Raw genomic sequence first — 22182 nt, forward strand, 5'->3', positions numbered from 1 at the left:
GACCGGCTTTGTCCTCGGGGTTCCGCGGCTAGGCAGCCACCTTCCCGCTCAGCAGATGCCCCGCCCCCGGCACCTCCGGCCGTACCCCGAGCTCGCTGAGAATCCGGAACGTCGTAGCCGTGGCCGCCGACAGCACCGGGATTCCCACGGCGTCCTGGACCGGCTGGATCGACGGCAGCGACGGCATCTGCACGCACGCCGACAGCACCAGCGCGTCCGCCCGCGATAGGTCCAGTTTCCGGTAGTGCGCAAGAAGATCCGCCGGGTCCAGCCGCGCTACCGCCAGGTTGTCCGGCACCTCCAGCGAGAGCGCGTCGACCACCTCGATACCCGCGTCCTCCAGGTACTCGACAACCGCCTGCGTCAACGGCTTCATATACGGCGTCACGATCGCGACCCGCTTCGCCTCCAGGGCGGCGATGCCGGACAGCAGCGCGCCCGCCGACGAGACCACCGGCGCGTCCGAGCCTTCCGCGCGCAACGCCGAAGTGATCGAATCCTCGGCGGTGCAGTGATAACCCGGCCCCTGCGCCATGATCGCGACCAGGCAGGCGGTCGCCACGACGCCGGGCCGCGCGTCGGCCAGTTCGGCGGCGGCGCGTTCGGCTTGGGCGTTCATCGCGCGCAGCTGCTCCGGCGTCACGTGCTGCATCCGCGCGCGGGCGGAATGGAAGACGAACCGGTCCTCCGGGTACAGCTCCTCGCGGGCGCGCAGCATCCGCGGCAGTTCGGTTTCCATGGTCAGGTTGGAGCTCGGGACGATCATCCCGATGTGGTGGTCGGTCATCGTTTCGCCGCCGGGCGCATTTCCTTCACGGTCAGCTCGCCCGCGTCGACGATGAGCTCGTCGTCGAGGTACAGACTGTTGCCGCGCATGGGGATGTCGAAGTGGCAGGCCGTGTCGTTCGGGCCGCCGAGTTCGTTGTTCGGGCCGATCGAGAACATCACGTTGCCGTAGAAGCTGCGCAGCTCCATGCCCATGCCGCCGGGGAACTGCGTCAGCCCGTGCCAGTGCGCCCGCTCGTCGAGGCCCCAGCCGACGTGCGACATGCCGTAGCCGCGCGGGTCGTGGAAGGACTCGATGTAGCTGCGCAGCAGGTCGGCGTCGAGGCCGGACGAGCCCGCGCCGCCGCGGATGTCCTGGATGAAGCCCTTTTCGATGGTCAGCTCGACCGGCGTCTGCACGTAGGTGTTGAACGGCAGCAGCACGTCGCCGGGCGCGAGCACGATCTTGCCGTCCACGCCGTCGTCGGAACCGCCGGTGAACACGAACGCCGCCGGCCAGTGGTCCCAGCGGCCGGGCTGGTCGGTGTAGCCGTACTCGCTCATCGTCGGGTACACGCCCAGCTGGTAGGTCACGTCCGTCCCGTGTGGACTGGTGATCCGCATGGTCTTGGCCTTGGCCAGCAGTTCCGCGCCGATCTCTACGCGCTCGCGCAGTTCCTTCGTCGGCATCAGCCGGGCCAGCAGCTCGGGCGGTTCGACGGCGGTCAGGATCCGGGTGCCGGCGGCCTGGATCGCGAACTGCTCTTCGCTGAACAGCAGGAACGTGCAGTCCACGACCATGTCCGCGGCCTTGAGCGCCTCCACCGCGAGCGGCAGCTGGTCAAGGCCGGAGTCCCCGACCGCCCACGCGCCGGACGCGCTCGACGGCGACGGCAGCCGCATGTGATACGTCGCCGCGCCGAGCTGCTGGGCGGCCCAGAGGAAGGCGTCCGCGTACTCCGCGCGCTCGGCGCCGCGCGTCAGCACGACGACCGTCTCCCCCTCGTGCACGCCGGAAAAAGTCAGCTGGCGCAAGCAGATGTCGTTGAACAGGTTCTGGTCCATGGCGACCTCCTTGATTGTCCGAATACGGATTATCCGAGTACGAAAAACATGCCGGGCTCAGCGCGAGAGCAGGCCTTCCAGCGCCGAACGCAGCGTCCGAAGGGCGGCCTCCGGTTCGTCCCAGAAGATCATGTGCCCGGCGTTCTCGACGCCCACGAGCGGATGCGCGGGGTTGGCTTCCCGCAGCGCGGCGACGTCCTCCGGCGTCACCACGGGACTGTCCATTCCGTACAGCAGCACCGCCGGTCCGGCGAGTTTCTCCCACAGGGGAAGGAATTCCTCGGACTCGAAGCCCGCGTGCGTCGCGGCGATCGCGGTCCGGGAGCACGACGCCAGCCATCCGGCGCGCAGTTCCTGTTCCCTGCGCGGCCATCGCGGCCACGAGGCGGCGACCTCGTCCGCGTCGGTTCCGCGCTGGGCCTGGTCCAGCTGGGCGGCGAAAGTGTCCAAAGTGGTCGGATACGGCCGGTTCGCGTGACTCATCGGCGGATCCGCCAGGATCGTGCCCCGAGCGGACCGCGCGGCCTTGGCGGCGATCCGCGCGCCCATCGAATGGCCGAACAGCAGTGGCGCGGACAGGTTCAGCTGGCCGATGACCGCTTCGACGTCGGCGGCGTAAGCGTCGAGGTCGTAGCTCGGCCCGTCGTCGGACAGGCCGCGGCCGCGGATGTCGAGCACCAGCGGGCGGACCAGGTCGGTCAGTTCGCGCGCGACGAAGTCCATGGTGATCGCCGGGCTGGTGATTCCGGGCAGCACCACGAGCGGGACGCCGTCGGCCGGGCCGTAGTCGAGCACATGCAGCCGGACGGAACCGGACCGCACCCAGACGCTCGTCGCCGGAACGTCCGCCAGTTCGGCGAGCGCGGACTGGGTCAGCACCCGGTCGGAAACAGAAGACATGCGGGAACTCCTTCCGGGGTTCAGCGGGCTTTGGCGAGCAGCGCGACGCCCTCGTCGAGACCGATCACGTCGGCGTATTTGGCTTGCAGGTCGAAGAGAGCGGCGTCGTGCGGTCCGCGGGCGCGGTCGCCGCAGGCTTCCCGGACGACGAGCGTGTTGAAACCGGACTGCACGGAGTCGACCGCCGTGGCCCGCACACAGCCTGAGGTCGTCGCGCCGCAGATCAGCACCGTGTCCGCCCCTAGACCGGCGAGCAGCGCGGCCAGGCCCGTTCCGTGGAAGGCGGACGCGCCTTTCTTGACGATCAGGTGGTCGCTGTCGTGCCGTTCCAGCCGCGGATCGAGTGCGACCTCGGCGCTTCCGGCGCGCAGAGAGCGCATGCCGGGAGCCTTGCGCAGCCACGCGATCGCGTCGCCGTCCGCCTCGGCAGGCGTGTAGCTGATCGCGGTGTAGACGACCGGGGCACCGCTCTGGCGCGCGGCCCGGACCAGTGCGTCAGCGGCTTCGACTTCGACGGAAAGGTCAGCGCCGGAAGGGAATTCCGGCTCGGTAAAGCCGCGGGTCAGATCGACCACGACCAGCACGGGCGCGGTTCCCCTGGGCACCGCGGCGCCGAAACCCGCGCGGGCGTAGGTCTGGTCGGTCACGGAGCCGTGCAGGCTGTGGTCAGGCGCGTTCACGCAGCAACTCCTTGATCAGTTTGTGCTGCGACCGGACGCGCCCGAGCAGCCAGCCCTGGAACAGCCCGAGCGCGCCCGCCGCGACGAGCGGGAGATAACGCTTCGCGTTGGGCGGGAGCAGCATCGCCAAGCCGTCCAGCGAATCCGAGGTAGGAGCCGCCGCCGCGGCCGGAGTCGGTGCGGTCCCGCCGTTTTCCAGCAGCGCACCGAGATTCTGCGCGAACTGCTGCAGGATCCGGTTCGACACCGCGCTGATCGCGCCCTTCCCGAACTGCGCGATCTTGCCCCGCACCACGAGGTCGGTGTGCAGGTTCAGCGACGATCCCTTCGGACCGGGCACCAGGGTCAGCGTGACGTCCGCTTCGGCGTCGCCGTTGCCGTGGCTGTCCGCGCCCCGGGCTGACAGCCGCAGCCGCCGCTCGCCCTCGGCGATCTCGGTGAACCGGACTTTGCCCGCGTATGCGGCGCTGACCGGGCCGACCTTGAACTTGACCTTGCCGAGGTAGGACTCGCCGTCCCGGCCCTCCAGCACCGCGCCGGGCAAGCAGCCCGCGACCCGCTCGACGTCGTTGAGCAGCGCGAACACCGTGTCCGGATCGCCGGGAAGGTCAAGGGTGTTCTCGAGAATCATCGGACCGCGTCCTCTTTCCTGCCGGATCGGCTGCACCGCTGGGCGGCGGTCGCCTCGATCGCGTCCACAATGGTCTGATATCCGGTGCAGCGGCACAGATTCGACGACACCGCTTCCCGGATCTGCTCGCGCGTCGGCGACGGTTCCTGGGCGAGGAATCCTTCGGCGAGCATGAGAAAACCGGGCGTGCAGAATCCGCACTGCAGCCCGTGGTGTTCCGAAAACGCCTGCTGCAAATCATTCGGCTCCTCCGGCGTGCCGAGATCCTCGACAGTCCGGATCGCGCATCCTTCCGCCTGCACGGCGTACATCAGGCAGGCGCGCACCGGCTCGCCGTCGACCAGGATCGTGCACGCCCCGCACACGCCGTGTTCGCAGCCGACGTGCGTGCCGGTGAGCCCGACGTTGTGCCGCAGCACGTCGAGCAGCGTCCACCGGGGTTCGACGAGCAGTTCGTGCTCTTCGCCGTTGACGGTCAAGACGATCAGCTGTTTGTCGGTCATGCGCCGGTACCCGCTTTCTCCCGGTCGGCCGTGCTCAGCGCGGCGAGGACGGCCTCAGGGTGGATCGGGGTCTGCTCCAGCTGGACCCCGGTGTGCCAGAGAAGGTCGTTGACCGCGTTGAGCACCGCGGCGGGCGCACCGATCGTGCCGCCCTCCCCGGCTCCCTTCGCGCCGCTTTCGGTGAAGGCGCAAGGGGTTTCGAGGTGGTCGACGGTGATGTCGGGGATCTCCGCGGCGGTCGGCACGAGGTAGTCGATGAAGCTCGCCGCCGACGGTTCGCCGTTCTCGGCGTAGGTGACTTCCTCGAACAGCGCGCCGGCGATGCCCTGCGCGATGCCGCCGCGCGCCTGTCCGTCGACCACCTTCGGATTGATCACCACGCCGCAGTCCTCGACGCACGCGTACCGGAGGATTTTCACCTGGCCAGTGCCCGGATCGGCCTCGACCACCACCGCGTGCGTGGCGTTCGAGAAGGTGCCGTCGCCGGGGACGTCGAACGTGGCGGTGGCGGTGAGCGTCGGCTCGGCTTCCTTGGGCAGCAGGTGGCTGCGCAGGTACGCGACGTCGGCGATTTCCTCGAACGAGAGCCGCCGGCCGGGGTCGTCGAGCTGGATCACTCCCCCGTCGCCGTCGAGGCCGACGTTCTCGACGCGGGTGTCCAGCAGATGCGCCGCGATCAGGCAGAGCTGCTCGCCCAGCCGGGTCGCCGCGGTCGCCACCGCGGAACCGCCGATGGTCACCGAGCGCGACGCGAAAGTGCCCCAGCCGTAGGAAATCCGCTCCGTGTCGCCTTGGCGCAGCTTGACCTTGGCGAGGTCGACGCCCAGCCGCTCGGCGACGATCTGCGCGAACGTCGTCTCGTGGGACTGCCCGTGGTTGATCGTGCCGCTGGTGACCACAATGGACCCGGTGAGGTCCATCCGGATCTCGCTCACGTCGAACCCGGGGACGACAGTCATCTTCCGCTTCGCGAACGCCTCCGAGCCGTAGCCGGTGCGTTCGGAGAAGCAGCTGTAGCCGATGCCGACGTGGGGGTTCTTCTCGCGCAGGTCATACCAGCCCTCGTCGCGTAGTATCTTTTCGCCCAGCTCCAGAGATTCCAGATAACTGCCGGGATCGTAAGTCACCTTGTTGATGCCGGTGTACGGGAACTCGGTGATCACGTTGCGGCGGCGGATCTCCACCGGGTCGAGACCGAGCCTGCGCGCGGCCAGGTCCATGATCCGCTCCATCACCATGACGTACTGCGGACGGCTGACCCCGCGGTACGGCGCGGTCGGCGCTTTGTTGCTCGTGATCGCCCTCGCCCGCACGCGATACGCCGGAACCTGGTACACCGACGGCATTTCCGCCGCCGCCATCAGCGGTTCGATGCCAACGGTGAACGGATAGCACGAGTACGCGCCCATGTCGCAGACGATGTCGGACTCCAGCGCGGTCAGCTCGCCGTCCGGAGTGAACGCGGCGCGCGTGCGGTACCGCTGCTCGCGCGCGAGGAACCCGGACGCGAGAGCTTCGCTGCGGTCTTCGATCCACTTCACCGGACGCCGCAGCAGTTTCGCCGCCGCCGCGACAGCGATTTCCTCCCGCCCCACCACGCATTTCTGCCCGAAGCCGCCGCCCATGTCCGGGACCACGACGCGCACCGCACGTTCCGGAATCCGCAGCGAACGCGCCAGAACGGTACGCACCTGATGTGGCACCTGGCTGCACGTCTGGACGAGAAGCTGCTCGTCGCGGTCGTCCCAGGACGCCACCGCGCCGCGTGTCTCCAACGGCAGCGCGTTCTGCCGACCGCTCCGGGAGACGAGCTCGATCACGCAACCGTTTTCGAACGCTTCGTCCACGCCCGGGGTGTCGAACGCCGTGACGTCGAGCAGCACGTTGCTCGGCGCGTCCTCGTGCACCAACGGCGCACCTTCGGCGAGCGCGGTTTCCTCGGACACGACAGCGTCGAGGATCTCGTAACTCACCTGCGCGGCTTCGATGCCGTCCTCGACCGCGTACGGATCCTTCGCGATGACCAGCGCGATCGGCTCGCCGACGAACCGCACTTTGCCGCGCGCGAGGATCGGCATGGTGGTCGGCGTGAATTCCTCGGGCGGACGGTCCAGCAGCGCGACCATGTCGCCAAGTTGGAGGTCTTCCGCCGAGTACGCGGCTACAACGCCGTCCACCTCGCGGGTCGCGCTGAGGTCGAGTCCGGTGATCTTGCCGTGCGCGACGGTCGCGCGCACGAACCCGGCGTGCAGCATGCCGTGGAGATGGATGTCGTCCACGAACCGGCCCCGGCCGGTGACCAGGCGCGGGTCCTCGCGGCGGCGCACCGAAGCGCCGATCCACTTGCCGCCCCGGCCGTCGAACCGGGGTTCTTCGGATCCCCTCAACGCTCTCCCCTCTCCCAGGCTTGGCCCAAACTCCGCGCCACCAACGTTCTCGTCAGCGCCCGCCGGTAATCCGCGCTGCCCTGCGCGTCGCTGCGCGGATCGATCGCCTCCGCCGCCGCCCGGCCGCACGCGGCGAACAACTCCGGCCCGGGCACACCGTCCGCCAGCACTTCCTCCGCCTCCGGAACCCGCAACGGCGCGGGCGCTACGCCACCGAGCACCACCCGGCCGCCTTCCAGCGAACCGTCCGCGCGGGGCTCCAGCGTCACCGCCGCCGCGACCGTCGCGAAATCCCCCGCCCGCCGGGAAAACTCGGTCAACGCGGCCTTCGGAGCCGCCCGGGTGAACCGGACCTCGGTGACGACCTCGTCCGCCTCCACCGCGGTGGCGTAAAAGCCGTAGAACATCTCCCCGGCCGGGATTTCGCGGCGGCCGTTCGGTCCCTCGGCGACGATCACCGCGTCCAGCAGCAGCGCGAGCATGCACCATTCCGCGGTGGCGTCGCCGTGCACGAGGCTGCCGCCGACCGTGCCGCGCGACCGGATCGGCAAGTGCCCCACGTACCGCATCGCCTCCGCCAGCACCGAGAACCCCGCGCCAAGCTCGGCTAGCTCGACCTGGCGGTGCGTCGTCATCGCGCCGACGCGGAGCGTCGAACCGGTCTGCTCGATGGCGGTCATCCCCGGCAGGTCCCGCAGCCGTCCGAGGTCGACCAGGTCGCTCGGGCGGGCCAGCCGGAAGCTCATCATCGGCATCAGGCTCTGCCCGCCCGCGATCGCTTTCGGCTCCCGCCCTTGCCCGGCGAGGTCGGAAAGCAGGCCGACGGCGTCGGCGACATCGTGCGCCCGATGGTAGGCGAACGCGGCGGGCTTCATGCGGTTCCCTTTCTGCTGCGGCGGATCAGACTGCGTCCACTTCGGACTGCTGCGGCGCGGGCGCGGGTTCGTCGTCGATCCGGTCCAGCTCGCGGCCCCGGGTTTCCGGCGCGCAGAAGACCATGAACACCACGGCCCCGACGACGAGCAGGCCGAGCAGCGTGAACGTCAGCGGCAGCCCGAGCACCGGCCACAGCACGCTGCCGAACAGCAGCGGCGCGAACCCGGTGACCGCCCGGCTGGACGACGACGCCCAGCCGAAGCCCGAGGCGCGCAGCTCCGTCGGGTACAGCTCGGACACGAACGCGTACATCACCGGAATGACCACCAGCGAGAACAGCCCGAACGCGCCGATCGCCACCACCGCGGCCCCGGCCGACCCGAGCACCAGCGAGAACACCACCAGCGTGACCGCGGCCAGCGGCCCGGCCGCGGCGATCACCCGCTTGCGGCCGATGCGGTCCACCAGCAACACCGCCACCACGACGCCGACGATACCGAGCGCGTTCATCAAAGTGGTCGAAGCGAACGCCGCGATCTCGCCGAAGCCCTGCGCCTTGAGGATCGACGGCATCCAGCTCAGCGCCGCGTAATACACCAGCATCACGCTGATGAACAACGCCCACGCGACCCCGGTGACCTTCGGGTTGTACGCCCACACCCGGCGCAGCTGATCGACCGCCGCGAACACTCCGCCGCCGCGTTTGTCCTCCTGAATCGCGGGCGGAATCCGGTACGGCTCCTTCGGCGCACCCGTGCGCTCGACGAGATCGTCGATGACCAGCCGCGCTTCCGCCTCGCGCCCCTTGCGCACCAGATACAACGGCGATTCCGGCACCCCGCGCCGCGCCCAGAACAACAGCACCGCGGGCAGGATCATCAGCACCAGCATCCACCGCCAGTTCCCGGAAACCGGAACCAGCAACGTCGCCGACGCCCCCGCCAGCGTCGTCCCGACCGGCCACCAACCGTCCATAGCGGACAGTACGCGCCCTCGCTGCTTGCGCGGCGAAAACTCGCTGACAATGGCGTAATCCACCGGAATGCACCCGCCGAGCCCGACTCCGGCGAGGAACCGCAGCAGCAGGAACACCTCGATATTCGGCGACAACGCCGCGAACACCGAGAAAAACGCGAACAACAGCAACGTGATGCTGAACGCCCGCTTGCGCCCGATCCGGTCCGCGACCGTCCCCCAGGCGACCGCCCCCACCGCCATGCCGATCAGGTTCGCCGTGGCGACGAACCCCCGCTGCGTGGCCGACAGCCCGAATTCCGTGCCCACCAGCGGGGTCAGGAATCCGTTCAGCGCCACGTCCCAGGCGTCGAACATGTAGCCGAGCCCGCCGATGAGGAAGATCTTGCCCTGGACGCGCCAGCGCCACGGCAGGTCCTGGACCACCTGGTCTCCGGTACGCATAGCTTTGCTCCTTTGCGAAAGTCTGCGTGGGCCGTTCGTTGCTATCGGGCGAACTGGTAGTGAATCGATTCGTTGTCCGGGTCGTTGAGCGGAGTTCCGTTCCACAGCCAGTCGTAGGACACATCGGACTCGCCGTCGAAACTGCGCAGCTTTTCGTCGCGCTCGCGCTGCTGCGGACCGTCGGGCAAATGGTAGAAACTCATGTTCCGCAAAGACGCGTCCTGCACCATCCCCGCATGCTTGGCACGCCGGTGCACGTACCGGGTCAACGCGCTGTCGATCCCCTCGCGAGTCGCCTGCCCGAGCTCCTCCGCGAGAACCGCCCCGTCCTCCATCGCCTGCGACGCCCCTTGCGCCTGGTACGGAAGCATTGCGTGACAAGCGTCCCCGAGCAACGCGACGCGCCCGTCCACCCACACCGGATCGCGCCGCCGCCGGTACATCGCCCAGACCGAAACGTCGTCCTTCGCCTTGGACAGCATCGTCGGCACGCGATCGTCCCAATCGGAATACTCAGCCGCGAGCTGCTCCGCACTGGCCGGCGCGCTCCAGTTTTTCTCGACTTCCTCCGTGCACGGCACGATCGCCACCACGTTGAGATACTCGCCGCCGCGGATCAGGTAATGCACGAGATGCTTGTCCGGCCCGTACCAAATCGTAGAATGGTAACGATCGACCAGGAACCGGGTCGCCGGATCCGCCGCGATCGAATCCCCGGGAATCAACGCCCGATACGCCATCTCCCCGGAAAACGCGAGAGTATCGTCAAACCCCGCGAGGTCCCGCACCGCGGACCGGATCCCGTCCGCCCCCACCACGACGTCCCCCTCGAACCGCCGCCCGTCCTCCGCGATCACCGCAGGCCGCTCCGGATTCCCGCGATCGAGATCGACCACCTTCGCCCCCGTCGCCACCTTCACGACCGGCCCGGCCCCATCGGGATCAACACACGCCCGCAGCAACACGGAATGCAAATCCGCGCGATGGTAATGCCAATACGGCGCCCCGTACTTGTCGACCACCCGCTGCCCGAGCGGCAGTTGCGCGATAATGCTCCCATCGGCCCACCGCCGCCGAACCTGATCCTGCGGCTCGCACCGGACCTTCTGCAACTCAGCCCGCAACCCCAGCCCGATCAAAATCCGGCTGGCATTAGGAGCGGTCTGAATCCCCGCCCCGATCTCCCCCAGCTGCGGCGCCGCCTCGACCACCGTGACCCGCAACCCGCGCTGCCGCAACGACAAGGCAGCACAAAGCCCGCCCAGCCCGCCCCCGGCGACCACTACCTCGAAAGACTGACTCGCCGCCACCCGCTGACCTCCTACCGCTAGCCGCCCTCACCCGGACGAAGTTAATCCGAACACGGATTATCCGAACACGCAATAGTCGGCGGCGAATTTCGCGGCAGCGGGAGGTTTTGAGCGCACTGGGCGCCGGGATGGTCACCGAGCGAGGCAACAGCCCGGCCACCCAGCCACGGTCAGCCCTGGAGACGCATTGCCGCCCGTGCCCAGACGGACCGCGCCGGACGCCGACGCTGTGCGAGCTTCCGCTGCCCCCGGCCCAGCCGCAAGAACCGCCCGCCACACCCGACCAACGACCCACCCACGCCCGTGACGGGAGCCTCCACGACGTCCGTGAGGGCCACCTTCACGGACTCAGATTCCCTCAAGGTGGCCCTCACGACCCACCAGCCGCGACAGCTCCCTTTCGCGACCCCAGACTCCCTCAAGACGCCCTCACGACCCGCCGCTGAGGAAACCCCAAGATGGCATTGGGTGCATCCCACCCAATGCCACATTCGCTGCGCCAGACGTACCCAATGCCACAGGGGGCGCAAGCCCCACCCCCAAAACCGCAGCCCGCGCACCCCACTCACCAGCGCACCCACACTCCCCCGCACCCCGATACGAAGCCAAAAACGCGGGCGGCGGGTGTTTGTCAAGGCATCTTTCCCGCCTTGACAAACATCCGCCGCCCGTCGTCACAATTCAGCTTCGGGGTGCCCCCACCCACGCCCCACGGCAATGTCGCCCCCAGGCGACGAGCCGAAACCCCCTCAAATCTCCACCCGCTCAGCAACCGCCTCCCACAACGCCCCCAACTCGTTCAACATCCCCGCGACTTCCCCCCGCCGCTCCTCCGGACACCCCTCGAGCAACGCCTGATCCAACCGCCGAGTCCGCCGCGTCACCTCGCGAAACGCCGCCACCCCGTCCTCCGTCAACGTCAGCACCTTCGCCCGGGCGTCATGCGGTGCGGGCCCGCGAACGATCAGCCCCCGATTCTCCAACCTCCGGCAGACATCAGCCATAGTCGACGTATCCAACGCCACCGCCTTGGCCAGCGCCGTCTGATCGAACCCCGGATAAGCCCGCACCGCCGACAACACCGCGAACTGCGGCCCGGTCAGCACCGAATCGACATGCCGATTCCAAGCCGCCAAATACGCCTGATACAGCCGCCGAGCCCCATACCCCGGCGCCGCGGCCAGATCCGCCGGCGCCTCCAGACTGACCCGCCGCCCCGCCCGCGAGCCGCCCTTCGCTGCCCCACCCACTGCTGCCGACATCCCTCGACCTTAACTACGCACCCGTGCCCCAGCAGCCTGTCTAGCCCGCCGAAGCCTGTCCCCGCATCCCTGCCCGCCCACAATAGTACGTCCCCGGACAAATTGCGGCCCGGGCACACACCGCTCGGACAACGCTTTCCTAGGTTTCGGTCAAACAGGGCAGCCACCCGGAAGAGCAGCGCGACACCTCGGGTGAGCCGTGGCAGTGTCCGCCCACAACAAGCCTGGGGAGACGACCCGCACCACGAACACGAAGAGTGTGCCGCCTTCCCGAAACTCACCTCCGCGAGCGAGAGCGCACCCGCCGAACGCGAGCCGCTCACCACACCGCGAGCGGGATTTCCGGCGCGGGCACGAGACTCGCCGGGCGACCGGCCTGCAGCACCCACGCTTCCCCGGTCTCGCCGCTGGCCAGGATCGTCTCCACGGCCGCCGCCGCTTCGCCGGGGTCGGCGATCCGGAGCCCGGCTTTCTCCAGCGACGGACGGAGTCCCTCGATGATCGGCGTGCCCACCAGACCGGGACAGAGCGCGTTGATCCGCACGCCGTCCGGAGCGAGTTGCGGCGCGGCTGACCGGACCAGGCCGATCAGGGCGTACTTGCTGGTGGCGTAGAACAGGTCCGGCGAACCGGTGAGCCCGGCCATGCTCGCTGTCACGACCACCGAACCGGTGCTTTGGCGCAGCAACGGCAGGCAAGCACGCAGACCGTACACCGCACTGTCCACATTGGTCCGCATAGTGTCCCGATAGGACAGTTCAGTGAAATCGGCCAGCCCGCACCGGCCGGGGACGCCCGCGTTGAGCAGCACGACATCCAATCGCCCGAACTCTTCCGCGACGATCCGCGCCGCACGCTCGTTGTCCGCCAGCGATCCGACATCGGCCGCGACGAACCGGCCGTCCAGTTCAGCGGCCACGGCGGCGCCCCGCTCCTCGTCTCGATCGACGAGCACGACCCGCATACCGCGGGCAGCGAGCCGACGAGCCGTGGCGGCACCGATTCCGCTGGCACCGCCCGTGATCAGCACGACCTGGCGCGTCACGGTGCTGTCAGGGGAACGAGGTGCACACCGTGCAGCCGAAGGCCGTTCCGGCGCAGAAAAGACCTGCCGTAGAAGCGCTGGACGACCACGAGGGCCGCCAAAGTGACCACGAGGAGTCCGTCATCCAAGACGGGGACGAGGTCGACCGGCAGCAGCAGCGCGATAGCGACCCGGAGGGCGGCGTCGACCAGGCAGGCGATGCCCCAGATCAAGCTGATCCGCCACAGCAGCTGCCGAAAGGGCAAGGAGTCGTCCCAATTCCGTTCCCAGACGCGTTGTTTGCCTTCGTCGAAGACGACTCGGGCTGCTTCGTACAGGAACGGTCGGCGAAAGAATAGCGTAGCGAGCAAGAAAAAGCCCAACGCGACAGTCAGCACGGCGCTCCGCAGCAGCAGAGCACGCGGGCTCCCGGCGACAAAGGAACCGGCGACGGTGACCGCCATGGTGCCGAGCACGAACAGCCGCACCCCGGAAATCCGCCGTTCGACGACAAGGCCGCGCACCGCGCCGATGACCGGGATGGCGCTTCCGGCAATCAGCGCCACGAACTGGTTCACCCCGAGCCAGCGCAGGCCGTAGAAGAGCACGAGCGGCGCCGCGATCTCCAGGAGCGGAAGCCTTCGCAGGCTGGCGCGCACGCCGGATGCACTGGTCATCATGGTTCCCCCAGACATGACGAATTACTGTTTTCGAGTGGCGAGAGTGAAGGCGGCGACGACTTCGTCCGCGTAGGCGTCGAAGTCGAATTCCGGTTCCTCGTGCAGGCGTTGCGCGGCGCCGTCGACCGCGGCGCGGATCATGATCGCCATCGAGCGGACGTCGAAGTCCCGGAACTCCCCGCTGGACTGGCCCTGCGCGAGCAAGGTTTCCAGGCTGTGCACGCTGACTTCCTGCGCACTGGTCGAGGTGTAGGCCTCCCCGTCTCCGGTGCGCAGATGCCTGCCGATTTCGGTCAGCGCCGCGACCTCCTTCGGGTGGTCGCGCAGGAAGCGCAGGTTGGCTTCCAGGTAGGCGCGGAGCCTGCCGAGCTCGGTGTCCGCGGCCTCGGTCCGCTCGTAGATGTAGCGGGCTCCGGCGGTGAAGACCTCGACGGCGATCTGGCGGATCAGGTCGTTCTTGTCGGCGAAGTGGTACGAGATCATCCGCGGGCTGCGCAGCCCGGCCCGCCGGGTGATCTGCGCGAAGGACGCCTTGGCGTAGCCGAGTTCCGCGATCGTCTCGATCGCGGCCCGCACGATCTGCGCCCGCCGCGCCTGGTTGGTGAACGTTCGATCCATCGTCCCACCTGGCCTTTTATCTGGACGAATCAAAACTACCACAGCCAGATCAGCCGGGCCAGGCCACGGGCCGCGGTCCGCTCGCCGAACCGGCCGGAGCGAGTGCTCGAATGCGGCAGCTACGACGAATGGCTGACGATCATCGCGTCCGGCCGCGCCGTCGGGTCGACCACGACCTCGGCCGCGGAAACGCACACCCACGCGCGCGTCGCCCATCTCCCGCTGCGGAACGCGCCCCGCGCGGCATTGCGGCTGACGCACCGGTCAAGCGATCCGCTGGCGCGCAGATTCAGCGAACCGACCCATTCAGTTCAGCGAGCGTCATAGTCCGCCCGAGCCTTCTCGATCTTCGCCAAATGCTCGACGCTCCATTTCAGCAAGGGCGCGGTCGCTTCGCGGAGGGTCCGGCCCATCGCCGTCAGTTCGTAGGAGACATGCGGCGGCATGACATTGTGGACAGTCCGGATGAGAATCCCGTCGCGTTCCAGATCCCGCAGCGTGACGGTCAGCATCCGCTGGCTGATTCCGTCGATTTCCCTTTTGAGTTCAGTGAACCGCCGCGGGCCGTCGCGCAGCATGCGCACGATCAGCAGCGCCCATTTGTCCCCCACGATTTCCAGGACCACTCGGGTCCGGCACACCTCGTCGGCCATGGTTACCTCCGGAGAACCGGGGCACTAATTAGTGCCTTATTGCCCCGCCGCGGCACGGACGGTCACGATGGTTCTCGAACCGTACCGGGTTACTTCCGGTAACCGCAAACCCCCGAGGAATCCTCAAGATGACTACGTTTGTGCTGGTCCACGGCGCTTGGCACAGCGGCCGGGCCTGGGACCGGGTGGTCCCACTGCTGGAAGCGGCCGGACACCGGGTGCTCGCGCCCTCGCTGACCGGCTACGGCGACAAGAAGCATCTGCTCAGCCCGGAAGTCGGGCTCGACACCCATGTCCAGGACGTCGTGGACGTGCTCCGCGACGCCCACGACGTGGTCCTGGTCGGCCACAGTTACGCCGGGCTGGTCATTTCCTCAGCCGCCAACGAGGTGCCGGACCGGGTCGCCGAGCTGGTCTACCTCGACGCCATGGTTCCCGAGGACGGCGAAACGGCGGTCGACGTCCAGCCGGTGAGTCAACGCCTGATCGAACTCGCCGCACAGCACGGCGACGGCTGGCGCGTCCCGCCGATGCCGGAGCGGCCCGCGCCGCTGGGGCTGTTCGGCGTCACCGATCCGGCCGACGTCGCGTGGTTGCGCGGCATGCTCTCCGACCAGCCGGTGCGCTGCCTGCAGCAACCGGTGCGGCTCGGCAACCCGGCCGCGCGGGCGATCCCGCGGACGCACATCCACTGCGTCGGCTCGACCCCCGACGGCATCGTCCGCCGCCCGGTCCCGCCGATCCAGCCCAACGGGAAGCCGTCGCAGGTCTGGGAGCTGCCGACCGGGCACGACTGCATGATCACGATGCCGGTCGAGCTGAGCGAACTGCTGCTGAAACTCGCCTAACGCGCACCAAGCCACTAATGCCCACCAGGCAAAGTTGCCTAGTGGGCACTTTTCTGGCTACCTTGGGAACACACGATCCCCGGGGGAAGGACGTCCAGCCATGCCGAGAACCGCCGCGCCGGAAGAAACCGGCCCGTTCACCCGGCGCGTCAAGATCGGCCTGGCCGGGGCGTTGTCCGGCATGGCGCTGGGCATGCTGGACAGCTACATCGTGGCCACCGCGCTGCCCAGCATCGCCGCGGATCTCGGCGGTCCGGGGTCGATGACCTGGATCGTCACCGCCTACGCGCTGGCGATCGCGGCGTCCACGCAGGTGTGGGGCAAGCTCAGCGACCAGTTCGACCGCAAGGCGATGTTCCTGCTGTCCGTGGCGGTTTTCCTGGCCGGTTCCGTGCTGTGCGGGCTGGCTCCGGACATGGGCGCACTGATCGGTTTCCGCGCGCTGCAAGGGATCGGGGCCGGCGGGCTGCTCGTCGGCGCGATGGCGATGGTCCAGGCTCTGCTGCCGCCCAGGGAATCCGCCCGGATCTCCGGCTGGACCGGCCTGCTGCTGGGCCTCTCCCTCGTCGGCGGCCCGCTGATCGGCGGCTTCCTCACCGACGCGCTCGGCTGGCGCTGGATCTTCTACGTCAACGTGCCGTTCGGGCTGCTGTGTCTCGCCGGGACGATCGTCGGCGTCCGGCTGCCGCGGAAGAGCGGAAAAGCGCGAATCGATTACGGCGGAACGGTTTTGCTGGTCGCCGCGGTCGTCTGCCTCACCTTGGCGACCAGCTGGGCCGGCACGCGCTACGCCTGGGGCTCGCCGACGATCCTCGGGCTGGGCGCGGCCGCGGTCGCCGCGCTGACCGCGTTCGTCTTCGTGGAACGCCGCTGTCCCGAGCCGCTCGTTCCGTTCCGGATGTTCCGCACCCGCAATTTCGCCCTCGCGCAAGTGCTCGGCTTCGCCTTCAACGTCACCATGGTCGCGACAGTCGCCTTCCTCCCGCTGTACTTCCAGAACGCGCGGCACGTGCCGCCGTCGCTCAGCGGCCTGCTGCTGATCCCGATGACCGCCGGGATGGTCGCGGTGATGCACGGGAGCGCGAAATACCTCCGCCGCACCGGCCGGTTCCGGATCCTGCCAATCATCGGCAGCGTGTGCGTGGCCATCGGCATGGCCGCAGTGCTCCTTCTCGGGCCGGGCACCGATCCGCTGCTGGCGTCGCTGGTCGGGCTGCCGCTGGGAGCCGGGCTCGGCTGCCTGATCCAGAACACGGTCCTGATCATCCGGCTGAGCGTCGAACCCCGCGACCTCGGCGCGGCGCTGGGCATGGGTTCGCTGACCCGGACACTCGGCAGCGGCATCGGCGCGGCCCTGTTCGGCTCGCTGTACGTCGGCGCGCTGGCCCGCGATGAAGCCGAGCCGGCGCCGGTCGCGGTCACCGACGGCCTGCACGCGGTCGCGGCTGGGACGCTCGTCGTCGCGCTGCTCGCGCTGGCGGCCGCGCACTTCGTCCGCGAAGTCCCGCTCACTGACTCGCCCGCAACTCCCTGACCTGCGGATTCCAGCGGCGTTCAAGACTCGTTTCCTACTGTCCCGGCAGCGTCCTCCACGGTGCGTTGAGCCCACCGGGAGGGTGGGGCCGCCGCCAAGGGGGTCGAACCGGCCGGGTCAGACCCTCCCGGCCGGTTCGGGCAAGGGCGGTCGCGATACCCCAGGCTCCGCCCTTGCCCGCTTCTCCCGGCCGACGGTGACGGTCGAGTCCGTTGTGGACAGAGCGCGGTCCTCAGCCGACCGCCCGGTCCAGCAGCACCTCGGCCGCCGCCCGCGCATGACGGCCGTAGCCCGGGTCGCCGAGGACCATCGCCCGGCTCGCGGCCCCGTCGGCCAACGTCACCAGTTGCTCGGCCAGCGCACCGGGATTTGCGGCCCCCAGCTCCGCGACGAGGTCGGTGACCAGCTGGAGCATCAGCAGTTTCTGCTCCCGCGCGTAGGCGTGCACCGCACTGTCCGGGTCGGGGTACTCCGCCGCCGCGTCCACGAACAGGCAGCCGCGCACCGGTTCGGACTCTGGCAGGTCGAACATCGCCAGAATCCGTTGCCGCGGTGGAAGATCCGCGCGGGTCAGCACGTCGTGCAGGGTGTCGCCGGACCGGACGAGGTCGCGCAGGTAGGCGACGACCAGATCGTCCTTGACCGGGAAATGCAGGTACAGCGTCCGCTTCGACACCGGAGCCGCGGCCGCGACCTGTTCCATCGTCGTGCCGGTGATGCCGTGGCGGGCGAACAGGTCCGCGGCGGCCGCCAGCACGCGCTCGCGTCCGCCGCGACCGGCCCGCCGGGCCTTCTCCTCGACCATGCGCCCAAGTGTACAGAAACGTTTACTTAAGCCATCGGAGCCTGCTACCGTACTTAAGTACACGTTCACGTTTACCTAAGGAGTTTTCCCGATGCCCGAACTCGCCGACGCCGCCGCGACCCTGATCCGCGGGCGGCGCGCGACCCGGTCGTTCCGGCCCGATCCCGTTCCGGACCGCACCCTCCGCGAGATCTTCGACCTCGCCGCCGCGGCGCCGTCCAATTCCAACGCGCAGCCGTGGCAGGTCGAGGTCGTCAGCGGAGCGAAACGAGACGAACTCGCCGACGCGCTCGTCGCCGCACACCAGGCAGGCCGCCGATCGGTTGATTTCCCGTACAGCGAAGCGATTTACGAAGCCGTGCACCAGGAACGCCGAGCCGCGGCGGGCGGCGCGTTGTACGGCGCGTTGCGGATCGGGTTCGACGACCACGAAGCGCGCGCCGCCTACGACGCCGAAAGCCTGCGCTTCTACGGAGCCCCGCACGTCGCGCTGCTGTTCGCACCGGACACCGCCGAAGCCCGGCTCGCGGCGGACGTCGGGATGTACGGGCAGACCTTGCTGCTGGCCATGCAGGCGCACGGCGTTTCCAGCTGCCCGCAAGGATTGCTGAGCTTCTACGCGGATACAGTCCGGGAAACGCTCGGCCTCGACCGAGGGAAGCTGCTGTTCGGGATCTCGTTCGGCTACGCCGACCAAGCGGCGCCGGTCAACCAGTTCGCGGTCGGACGGGCTCCGCTCGCCGAGACCACTCGGTTCCACGCCTGAACCGAAGAACGCCGTCCGGAAAGGACCGCGCCCGATTGCTTCGCCTCGGCGTGGGTATCCCGGTCCGGGGAGGTGCCGATGGACGTACCGACATTCGGTGTCGAGGAAGAATTCCTGCTCGCCGCGCCGGAAGACGGCCGCCCGATGCCGGTCGCGGACGAAGTCCTCGGCAAGGTCGGGCAGCTCACCGGCGGCGCGGCAGTCCACCGGGAACTCCGCGCGACCCAGGTGGAACACGCCACCGGCATCTGCACGGCCGCGGCACAGCTTCGCGACCAGCTGTGCCGCGGCCGGGTGACGCTGTCCCGCGCTGCGACCGAGGCTGGGTGCGTAATCCTGGCCACGGGAAGCCCGGTCGGCACCCGCCGCTCCCCCGCCGAGCCGCTGCCGCCGGACCGGTACGCGCGCATCGACGCGCATTACGGCGATCTCGCCGCCGATTACGAGGCCTGCGGTTGTCACGTGCACGTCGGGGTCCCGGACGCGGACACGGCGGTAGCGGTCGTGAACCACCTCGCGCGCTGGCTCCCGGTCTTGCTCGCGCTGTCGGCCAATTCCCCGTATGACCGCGGCCGGGACACCGGGCTGCACAGCTGGAGAATGGCTCTGCAGTCCCGTTTTCCCGGCTCCGGGCTCGCCCCGCACGCTCGTTCGCACGCCGAGCATCAGCGTCGCGTCGATTCTCTGGTGGAGTGCGGAGCCTTGGTGGATCGCGAGCAGACGTTCTGGCTGGCTTGGCCTTCGCCGCGCTACCCGACCGTCGAACTGCGGGTCGCCGACGTGCCGTTGACCGTCGACGGCACACTCCTGCAAGCGGTCCTGTCGCGCGCACTCGTCGCCACCGCGCTCGCCGACCTCGAACGCGGCATCGAGGCCCGGCCGGTCGATCCGCAGCTCGGTGCGGCGGCCGTATGGTCAGCGACGAGGCACAGTCTCACCGGTGCCCTCGTCGACCCAGTGCTCGCGAGACCGCTGCCCGCCGCCGAAGCTCTCGCCGGTCTGCTCCGCCACGCCGGCCCCGCCCTTCGCGCGGCTGGAGATCACGAGCTCGCCCACCGCCTCAGCCAAGCCGCTCTGCGAGACGGCACTGGCTCGGCCGCACAACGGAAAGCCGGGCCGGACGGAGTGGTCGCGATGCTCGCCGCGCGAACCGTGCCACGCGTGACCTCCGCTGAGACGGGTACCCGGGGCCCATGACGACCTCCCTCACCGCACTGCCGGCCGCTCGCGGTCCGGTCTCCGCGGCGTTGCTGGAGATCCTGCGGGAACCCAGCAGCCAGACCGCGCTCGACCTCCGCGGTGCCGATCCGTTCGGCGACGATCTCCACCTCGCCCTGCACCTCTGCTACGAATTGCACTACCGTGGGCTGCCCGGCGTCGCCGCGGAACGCGAGTGGGACACCGCGCTGCTGGGAGTCCGGGCACAGCTCGAAAACATGTTCCGCTCCGCATTGCGCGACGCGGTCGCGGGCGGCTCCGATGTGGACGCCGAACTCGACGAACTGCTGACCACGCGGGACGCCGACGGAGCGGTCGGTTTCCTGCTGGCCGAGGGCGAATGGTGGCACGTGCGGGAACTGTTCGCGCACCGGTCGGTCTACCACCTCAAAGAGGCCGACCCGCACGCGTGGGTCATCCCGCGGCTGTCCGGTCCGGCGAAGGCCGGGCTGGTGGCGGTGGAATTCGACGAGTTCGGCGGCGGCCGCGCCGACCGGGTGCACGCCAAGCTGTTCGCGGACCTGCTCGCGGCGGCCGATCTTCCCGCCGGATACCTGGCATTGCTGGAGCACGTTCCGGGGCCGATGCTCGCGCTGGTCAACATGATGTCGATGTTCGGCCTGCACCGGGCGTCGCGCGGGGCGCTGGTCGGGCACTTCGCCGCCGCGGAGATCACCACCGCTCCGAGCGCGCAGCGGATGGACCGGCTCCTGCGCCACCTCGGCGCGCCCGAGGCCTGCCGGTTCTTCTACACCGAGCACATCGAGGCCGACGCGGTGCACGAGCAGGTCATGCGGCACGAGGTCGTCGGCGGACTGCTGGCCGGGGAACCGGAACTGGCGGCGGACGTCGTGTTCGGCATCCAGGCCACCGGATTCCTCGAAACACAACTGGACCAGCACCTGCTCGGCTGCTGGCAGGCCGGGCTGTCGTCGCTGCGTCAGCCGCTCCCCTGACGCAAACCGGCCCGGTCGCGCCTCCCGCGACCGGGCCGTGTCCGGTCAGCCCCGGGCCCGCTTCCGATGACTCGCGTCGCACCACGGGAACCTCTTGCTGCGCCGGCAAGCGCACACCGCCACGAGGAACCGGTCCGACCGCACCGTCTCCCCGTCCGGAGTGGACACCTCCACCGGCCCCTCGACCAGAACCGGCCCGCCGGGCACCACCCGGACCCGGCGTTCATCGCGCGGCACGGAGCACCACCAATTCCTCCGTCCGGTCGCCAGGCCGCAGGAAACCGCGCTCGATCAGGTAGTCCAGCCGTCCGGACACCACCGGTCCGAACGGGATTTCCGCCCGTGCTACCACCTCGCTGCGCAGCCCGCCCGCGGCCAGCGCGAAGCGGGTCTTGTCCACATCGGACATCGTCGACTGCACGAGGTAGAGCGCACCGGCGCGGGTCAGCAGCGACGGGGCGGCCGCGCACAACGGGTCGAGCATCGCGCGTCCGTCCGGCCCGGCGTCCCACGCCCGGGTGGAGCGGACCGTCGGAGTCGGGGACGGCACGTACGGAGGGTTGGCGACCACGACGTCGTACGGTCCGGCTTCCACTGTCTCCTGGAGACCACCCCGGATCAGCCCGATCGGCAAGGCCCGCAGCACGGTGTTCATCCACGCGGAAGCCAGCGCTCGCCGGGAAATGTCCGCCGCGAAGACCGTAGCGCCCATCCGGGCCAGTGCGATCGCCAGCGCGCCACTGCCGGTTCCCAAGTCCACGCAGCGCGTCCCGCAGCCAATGCTCGGGTCCGCCGAGACCACGCGGGAAAGCAGGGCGGTGTCTTCCTGCGGGCGATAAACCCCCGGCAGCCGGAATACTCTGCCCAGCGGCCGGGCCTCCGTCACCGCGCGCACGGACGTCGTCATGGCGGTCCTCCATCTCGGTCGGACCGCCGGGATACCCCGGTCCAGTCAGGACAAACCGCGATTTCCGCCGCACCGCCCCAAAACCGGCCGGTCACCAGGCCGGGGCCGTGCGCCGGTAGGACCGCTGCTCGACGATCTCCCCGTCTCCGGCTGCCCGGGGTTCGCCGTGGACGAAGTGTCCGACGCCGCGCGCCTGCGCCATTTCCCGCCCGACCGACACCGCGTCCGTGCGGCGCGCCGCGGTGTTCGCCACCCGCCGGATGCCCTCGATGCGGTTTTTCCACAACCCGCCTTCGCGACAGGTGTGAATATCCCCTTCGGCCATGGCCTGGCTCCTTCCGCTCCCCAGCCGGGTACCCGGAGCCGCGAGCGGGT

At 69.2% G+C, this 22182-nt stretch carries 24 protein-coding genes; 5 read left to right on the top strand and 19 right to left on the bottom strand.

Features of this window, described 5'->3' with window-relative positions; all coding sequences use genetic code 11:
• Positions 1 to 28: 28 nt before the first annotated feature.
• From ACZ63D_RS02000 to ACZ63D_RS02070, 15 genes are all read right to left on the bottom strand, one after another.
• Positions 29 to 787: a maleate cis-trans isomerase family protein gene (locus ACZ63D_RS02000; protein ID WP_465352420.1), complete on the bottom strand. Its 759-nt coding sequence runs from the start codon at positions 785 to 787 to the stop codon at positions 29 to 31.
• Positions 784 to 1830, bottom strand: coding sequence for a 2,5-dihydroxypyridine 5,6-dioxygenase NicX family protein (locus ACZ63D_RS02005; RefSeq protein WP_465352421.1), 1047 nt, complete (start codon positions 1828 to 1830; stop codon positions 784 to 786). Before ACZ63D_RS02005 ends, ACZ63D_RS02000 begins: the two co-directional genes overlap by 4 nt.
• Before the next feature lie 57 nt (positions 1831 to 1887).
• A complete protein-coding gene (locus ACZ63D_RS02010; RefSeq protein ID WP_465352422.1) occupies positions 1888 to 2730 on the bottom strand; it encodes an alpha/beta fold hydrolase in 843 nt (280 codons plus the stop codon).
• 20 nt (positions 2731 to 2750) lie between these two features.
• Positions 2751 to 3410 carry an isochorismatase family protein gene (locus ACZ63D_RS02015; RefSeq protein WP_465352423.1) on the bottom strand — a complete coding sequence of 220 codons (660 nt, stop codon included), beginning with the start codon at positions 3408 to 3410 and terminating at the stop codon, positions 2751 to 2753.
• Positions 3397 to 4041, bottom strand: coding sequence for an SRPBCC family protein (locus ACZ63D_RS02020; RefSeq protein WP_465352424.1), 645 nt, complete (start codon positions 4039 to 4041; stop codon positions 3397 to 3399). Before ACZ63D_RS02020 ends, ACZ63D_RS02015 begins: the two co-directional genes overlap by 14 nt.
• Complete coding sequence (locus tag ACZ63D_RS02025) at positions 4038 to 4544, bottom strand: (2Fe-2S)-binding protein (RefSeq protein ID WP_465352425.1); 507 nt, start codon at positions 4542 to 4544, stop codon at positions 4038 to 4040. Before ACZ63D_RS02025 ends, ACZ63D_RS02020 begins: the two co-directional genes overlap by 4 nt.
• The gene (locus ACZ63D_RS02030; protein WP_465352426.1) at positions 4541 to 6931 is read right to left on the bottom strand and encodes a xanthine dehydrogenase family protein molybdopterin-binding subunit; all 2391 of its coding nucleotides are present in this window, start codon (positions 6929 to 6931) and stop codon (positions 4541 to 4543) included. Before ACZ63D_RS02030 ends, ACZ63D_RS02025 begins: the two co-directional genes overlap by 4 nt.
• Entirely contained in the window at positions 6928 to 7806 is an 879-nt protein-coding gene (locus ACZ63D_RS02035) for an FAD binding domain-containing protein (RefSeq protein ID WP_465352427.1), read from the bottom strand. The genes ACZ63D_RS02030 and ACZ63D_RS02035 overlap by 4 nt, the downstream gene beginning before the upstream one ends.
• A gap of 25 nt (positions 7807 to 7831) precedes the next feature.
• A complete protein-coding gene (locus ACZ63D_RS02040; RefSeq protein WP_465352428.1) occupies positions 7832 to 9226 on the bottom strand; it encodes an MFS transporter in 1395 nt (464 codons plus the stop codon).
• A 41-nt stretch (positions 9227 to 9267) separates the two neighbouring features.
• Positions 9268 to 10536, bottom strand: coding sequence for an FAD-dependent monooxygenase (locus ACZ63D_RS02045; RefSeq protein ID WP_465352429.1), 1269 nt, complete (start codon positions 10534 to 10536; stop codon positions 9268 to 9270).
• A gap of 749 nt (positions 10537 to 11285) precedes the next feature.
• Complete coding sequence (locus ACZ63D_RS02050) at positions 11286 to 11786, bottom strand: MarR family winged helix-turn-helix transcriptional regulator (RefSeq protein ID WP_465353678.1); 501 nt, start codon at positions 11784 to 11786, stop codon at positions 11286 to 11288.
• A gap of 331 nt (positions 11787 to 12117) precedes the next feature.
• Complete coding sequence (locus tag ACZ63D_RS02055; RefSeq protein WP_465352430.1) at positions 12118 to 12843, bottom strand: SDR family NAD(P)-dependent oxidoreductase; 726 nt, start codon at positions 12841 to 12843, stop codon at positions 12118 to 12120.
• Entirely contained in the window at positions 12840 to 13499 is a 660-nt protein-coding gene (locus ACZ63D_RS02060; protein WP_465352431.1) for a VC0807 family protein, read from the bottom strand. The genes ACZ63D_RS02055 and ACZ63D_RS02060 overlap by 4 nt, the downstream gene beginning before the upstream one ends.
• 24 nt (positions 13500 to 13523) lie before the next feature.
• Positions 13524 to 14120, bottom strand: coding sequence for a TetR/AcrR family transcriptional regulator (locus ACZ63D_RS02065; RefSeq protein WP_465352432.1), 597 nt, complete (start codon positions 14118 to 14120; stop codon positions 13524 to 13526).
• Positions 14121 to 14431: 311 nt separating this feature from the next.
• The gene (locus ACZ63D_RS02070; protein ID WP_465352433.1) at positions 14432 to 14773 is read right to left on the bottom strand and encodes a winged helix-turn-helix transcriptional regulator; all 342 of its coding nucleotides are present in this window, start codon (positions 14771 to 14773) and stop codon (positions 14432 to 14434) included.
• A gap of 128 nt (positions 14774 to 14901) precedes the next feature.
• Here ACZ63D_RS02070 and ACZ63D_RS02075 point away from each other — a divergent pair, with 128 nt between their 5' ends.
• Together ACZ63D_RS02075 and ACZ63D_RS02080 are read left to right on the top strand one after the other, a co-directional pair.
• The gene (locus ACZ63D_RS02075; protein ID WP_465352434.1) at positions 14902 to 15621 is read left to right on the top strand and encodes an alpha/beta hydrolase; all 720 of its coding nucleotides are present in this window, start codon (positions 14902 to 14904) and stop codon (positions 15619 to 15621) included.
• Between the two features lie 100 nt (positions 15622 to 15721).
• Positions 15722 to 17155: an MFS transporter gene (locus tag ACZ63D_RS02080; RefSeq protein WP_465352435.1), complete on the top strand. Its 1434-nt coding sequence runs from the start codon at positions 15722 to 15724 to the stop codon at positions 17153 to 17155.
• Between the two features lie 232 nt (positions 17156 to 17387).
• Here ACZ63D_RS02080 and ACZ63D_RS02085 read toward each other — a convergent pair whose 3' ends face one another.
• Positions 17388 to 17960 carry a TetR/AcrR family transcriptional regulator gene (locus tag ACZ63D_RS02085; protein WP_465352436.1) on the bottom strand — a complete coding sequence of 191 codons (573 nt, stop codon included), beginning with the start codon at positions 17958 to 17960 and terminating at the stop codon, positions 17388 to 17390.
• Positions 17961 to 18051: 91 nt separating this feature from the next.
• Here ACZ63D_RS02085 and ACZ63D_RS02090 point away from each other — a divergent pair, with 91 nt between their 5' ends.
• From ACZ63D_RS02090 to ACZ63D_RS02100, 3 genes are all read left to right on the top strand, one after another.
• Positions 18052 to 18726 (top strand): nitroreductase, encoded by a 675-nt coding sequence (locus ACZ63D_RS02090; RefSeq protein ID WP_465352437.1) that lies wholly within the window; start codon positions 18052 to 18054, stop codon positions 18724 to 18726.
• Positions 18727 to 18804: 78 nt separating this feature from the next.
• A complete protein-coding gene (locus tag ACZ63D_RS02095) occupies positions 18805 to 19923 on the top strand; it encodes a carboxylate-amine ligase (protein ID WP_465352438.1) in 1119 nt (372 codons plus the stop codon).
• Positions 19920 to 20900: an iron-containing redox enzyme family protein gene (locus tag ACZ63D_RS02100; protein ID WP_465352439.1), complete on the top strand. Its 981-nt coding sequence runs from the start codon at positions 19920 to 19922 to the stop codon at positions 20898 to 20900. The genes ACZ63D_RS02095 and ACZ63D_RS02100 overlap by 4 nt, the downstream gene beginning before the upstream one ends.
• Positions 20901 to 20945: 45 nt before the next feature.
• On the opposite strand, the gene ACZ63D_RS02105 is transcribed toward ACZ63D_RS02100, so the two are convergent.
• The 3 genes from ACZ63D_RS02105 to ACZ63D_RS02115 all read right to left on the bottom strand — a co-directional run bounded on the left by ACZ63D_RS02105 (position 20946) and on the right by ACZ63D_RS02115 (position 22132).
• Entirely contained in the window at positions 20946 to 21170 is a 225-nt protein-coding gene (locus ACZ63D_RS02105; protein ID WP_465353679.1) for a CDGSH iron-sulfur domain-containing protein, read from the bottom strand.
• Positions 21124 to 21807 carry a methyltransferase gene (locus ACZ63D_RS02110; protein WP_465352440.1) on the bottom strand — a complete coding sequence of 228 codons (684 nt, stop codon included), beginning with the start codon at positions 21805 to 21807 and terminating at the stop codon, positions 21124 to 21126. The genes ACZ63D_RS02105 and ACZ63D_RS02110 overlap by 47 nt, the downstream gene beginning before the upstream one ends.
• A 91-nt stretch (positions 21808 to 21898) precedes the next feature.
• Complete coding sequence (locus ACZ63D_RS02115; RefSeq protein WP_465352441.1) at positions 21899 to 22132, bottom strand: DUF2188 domain-containing protein; 234 nt, start codon at positions 22130 to 22132, stop codon at positions 21899 to 21901.
• Between the last annotated feature and the right edge of the window lie 50 nt (positions 22133 to 22182).

Source organism: Amycolatopsis sp. NPDC104775 (assembly GCF_055583325.1).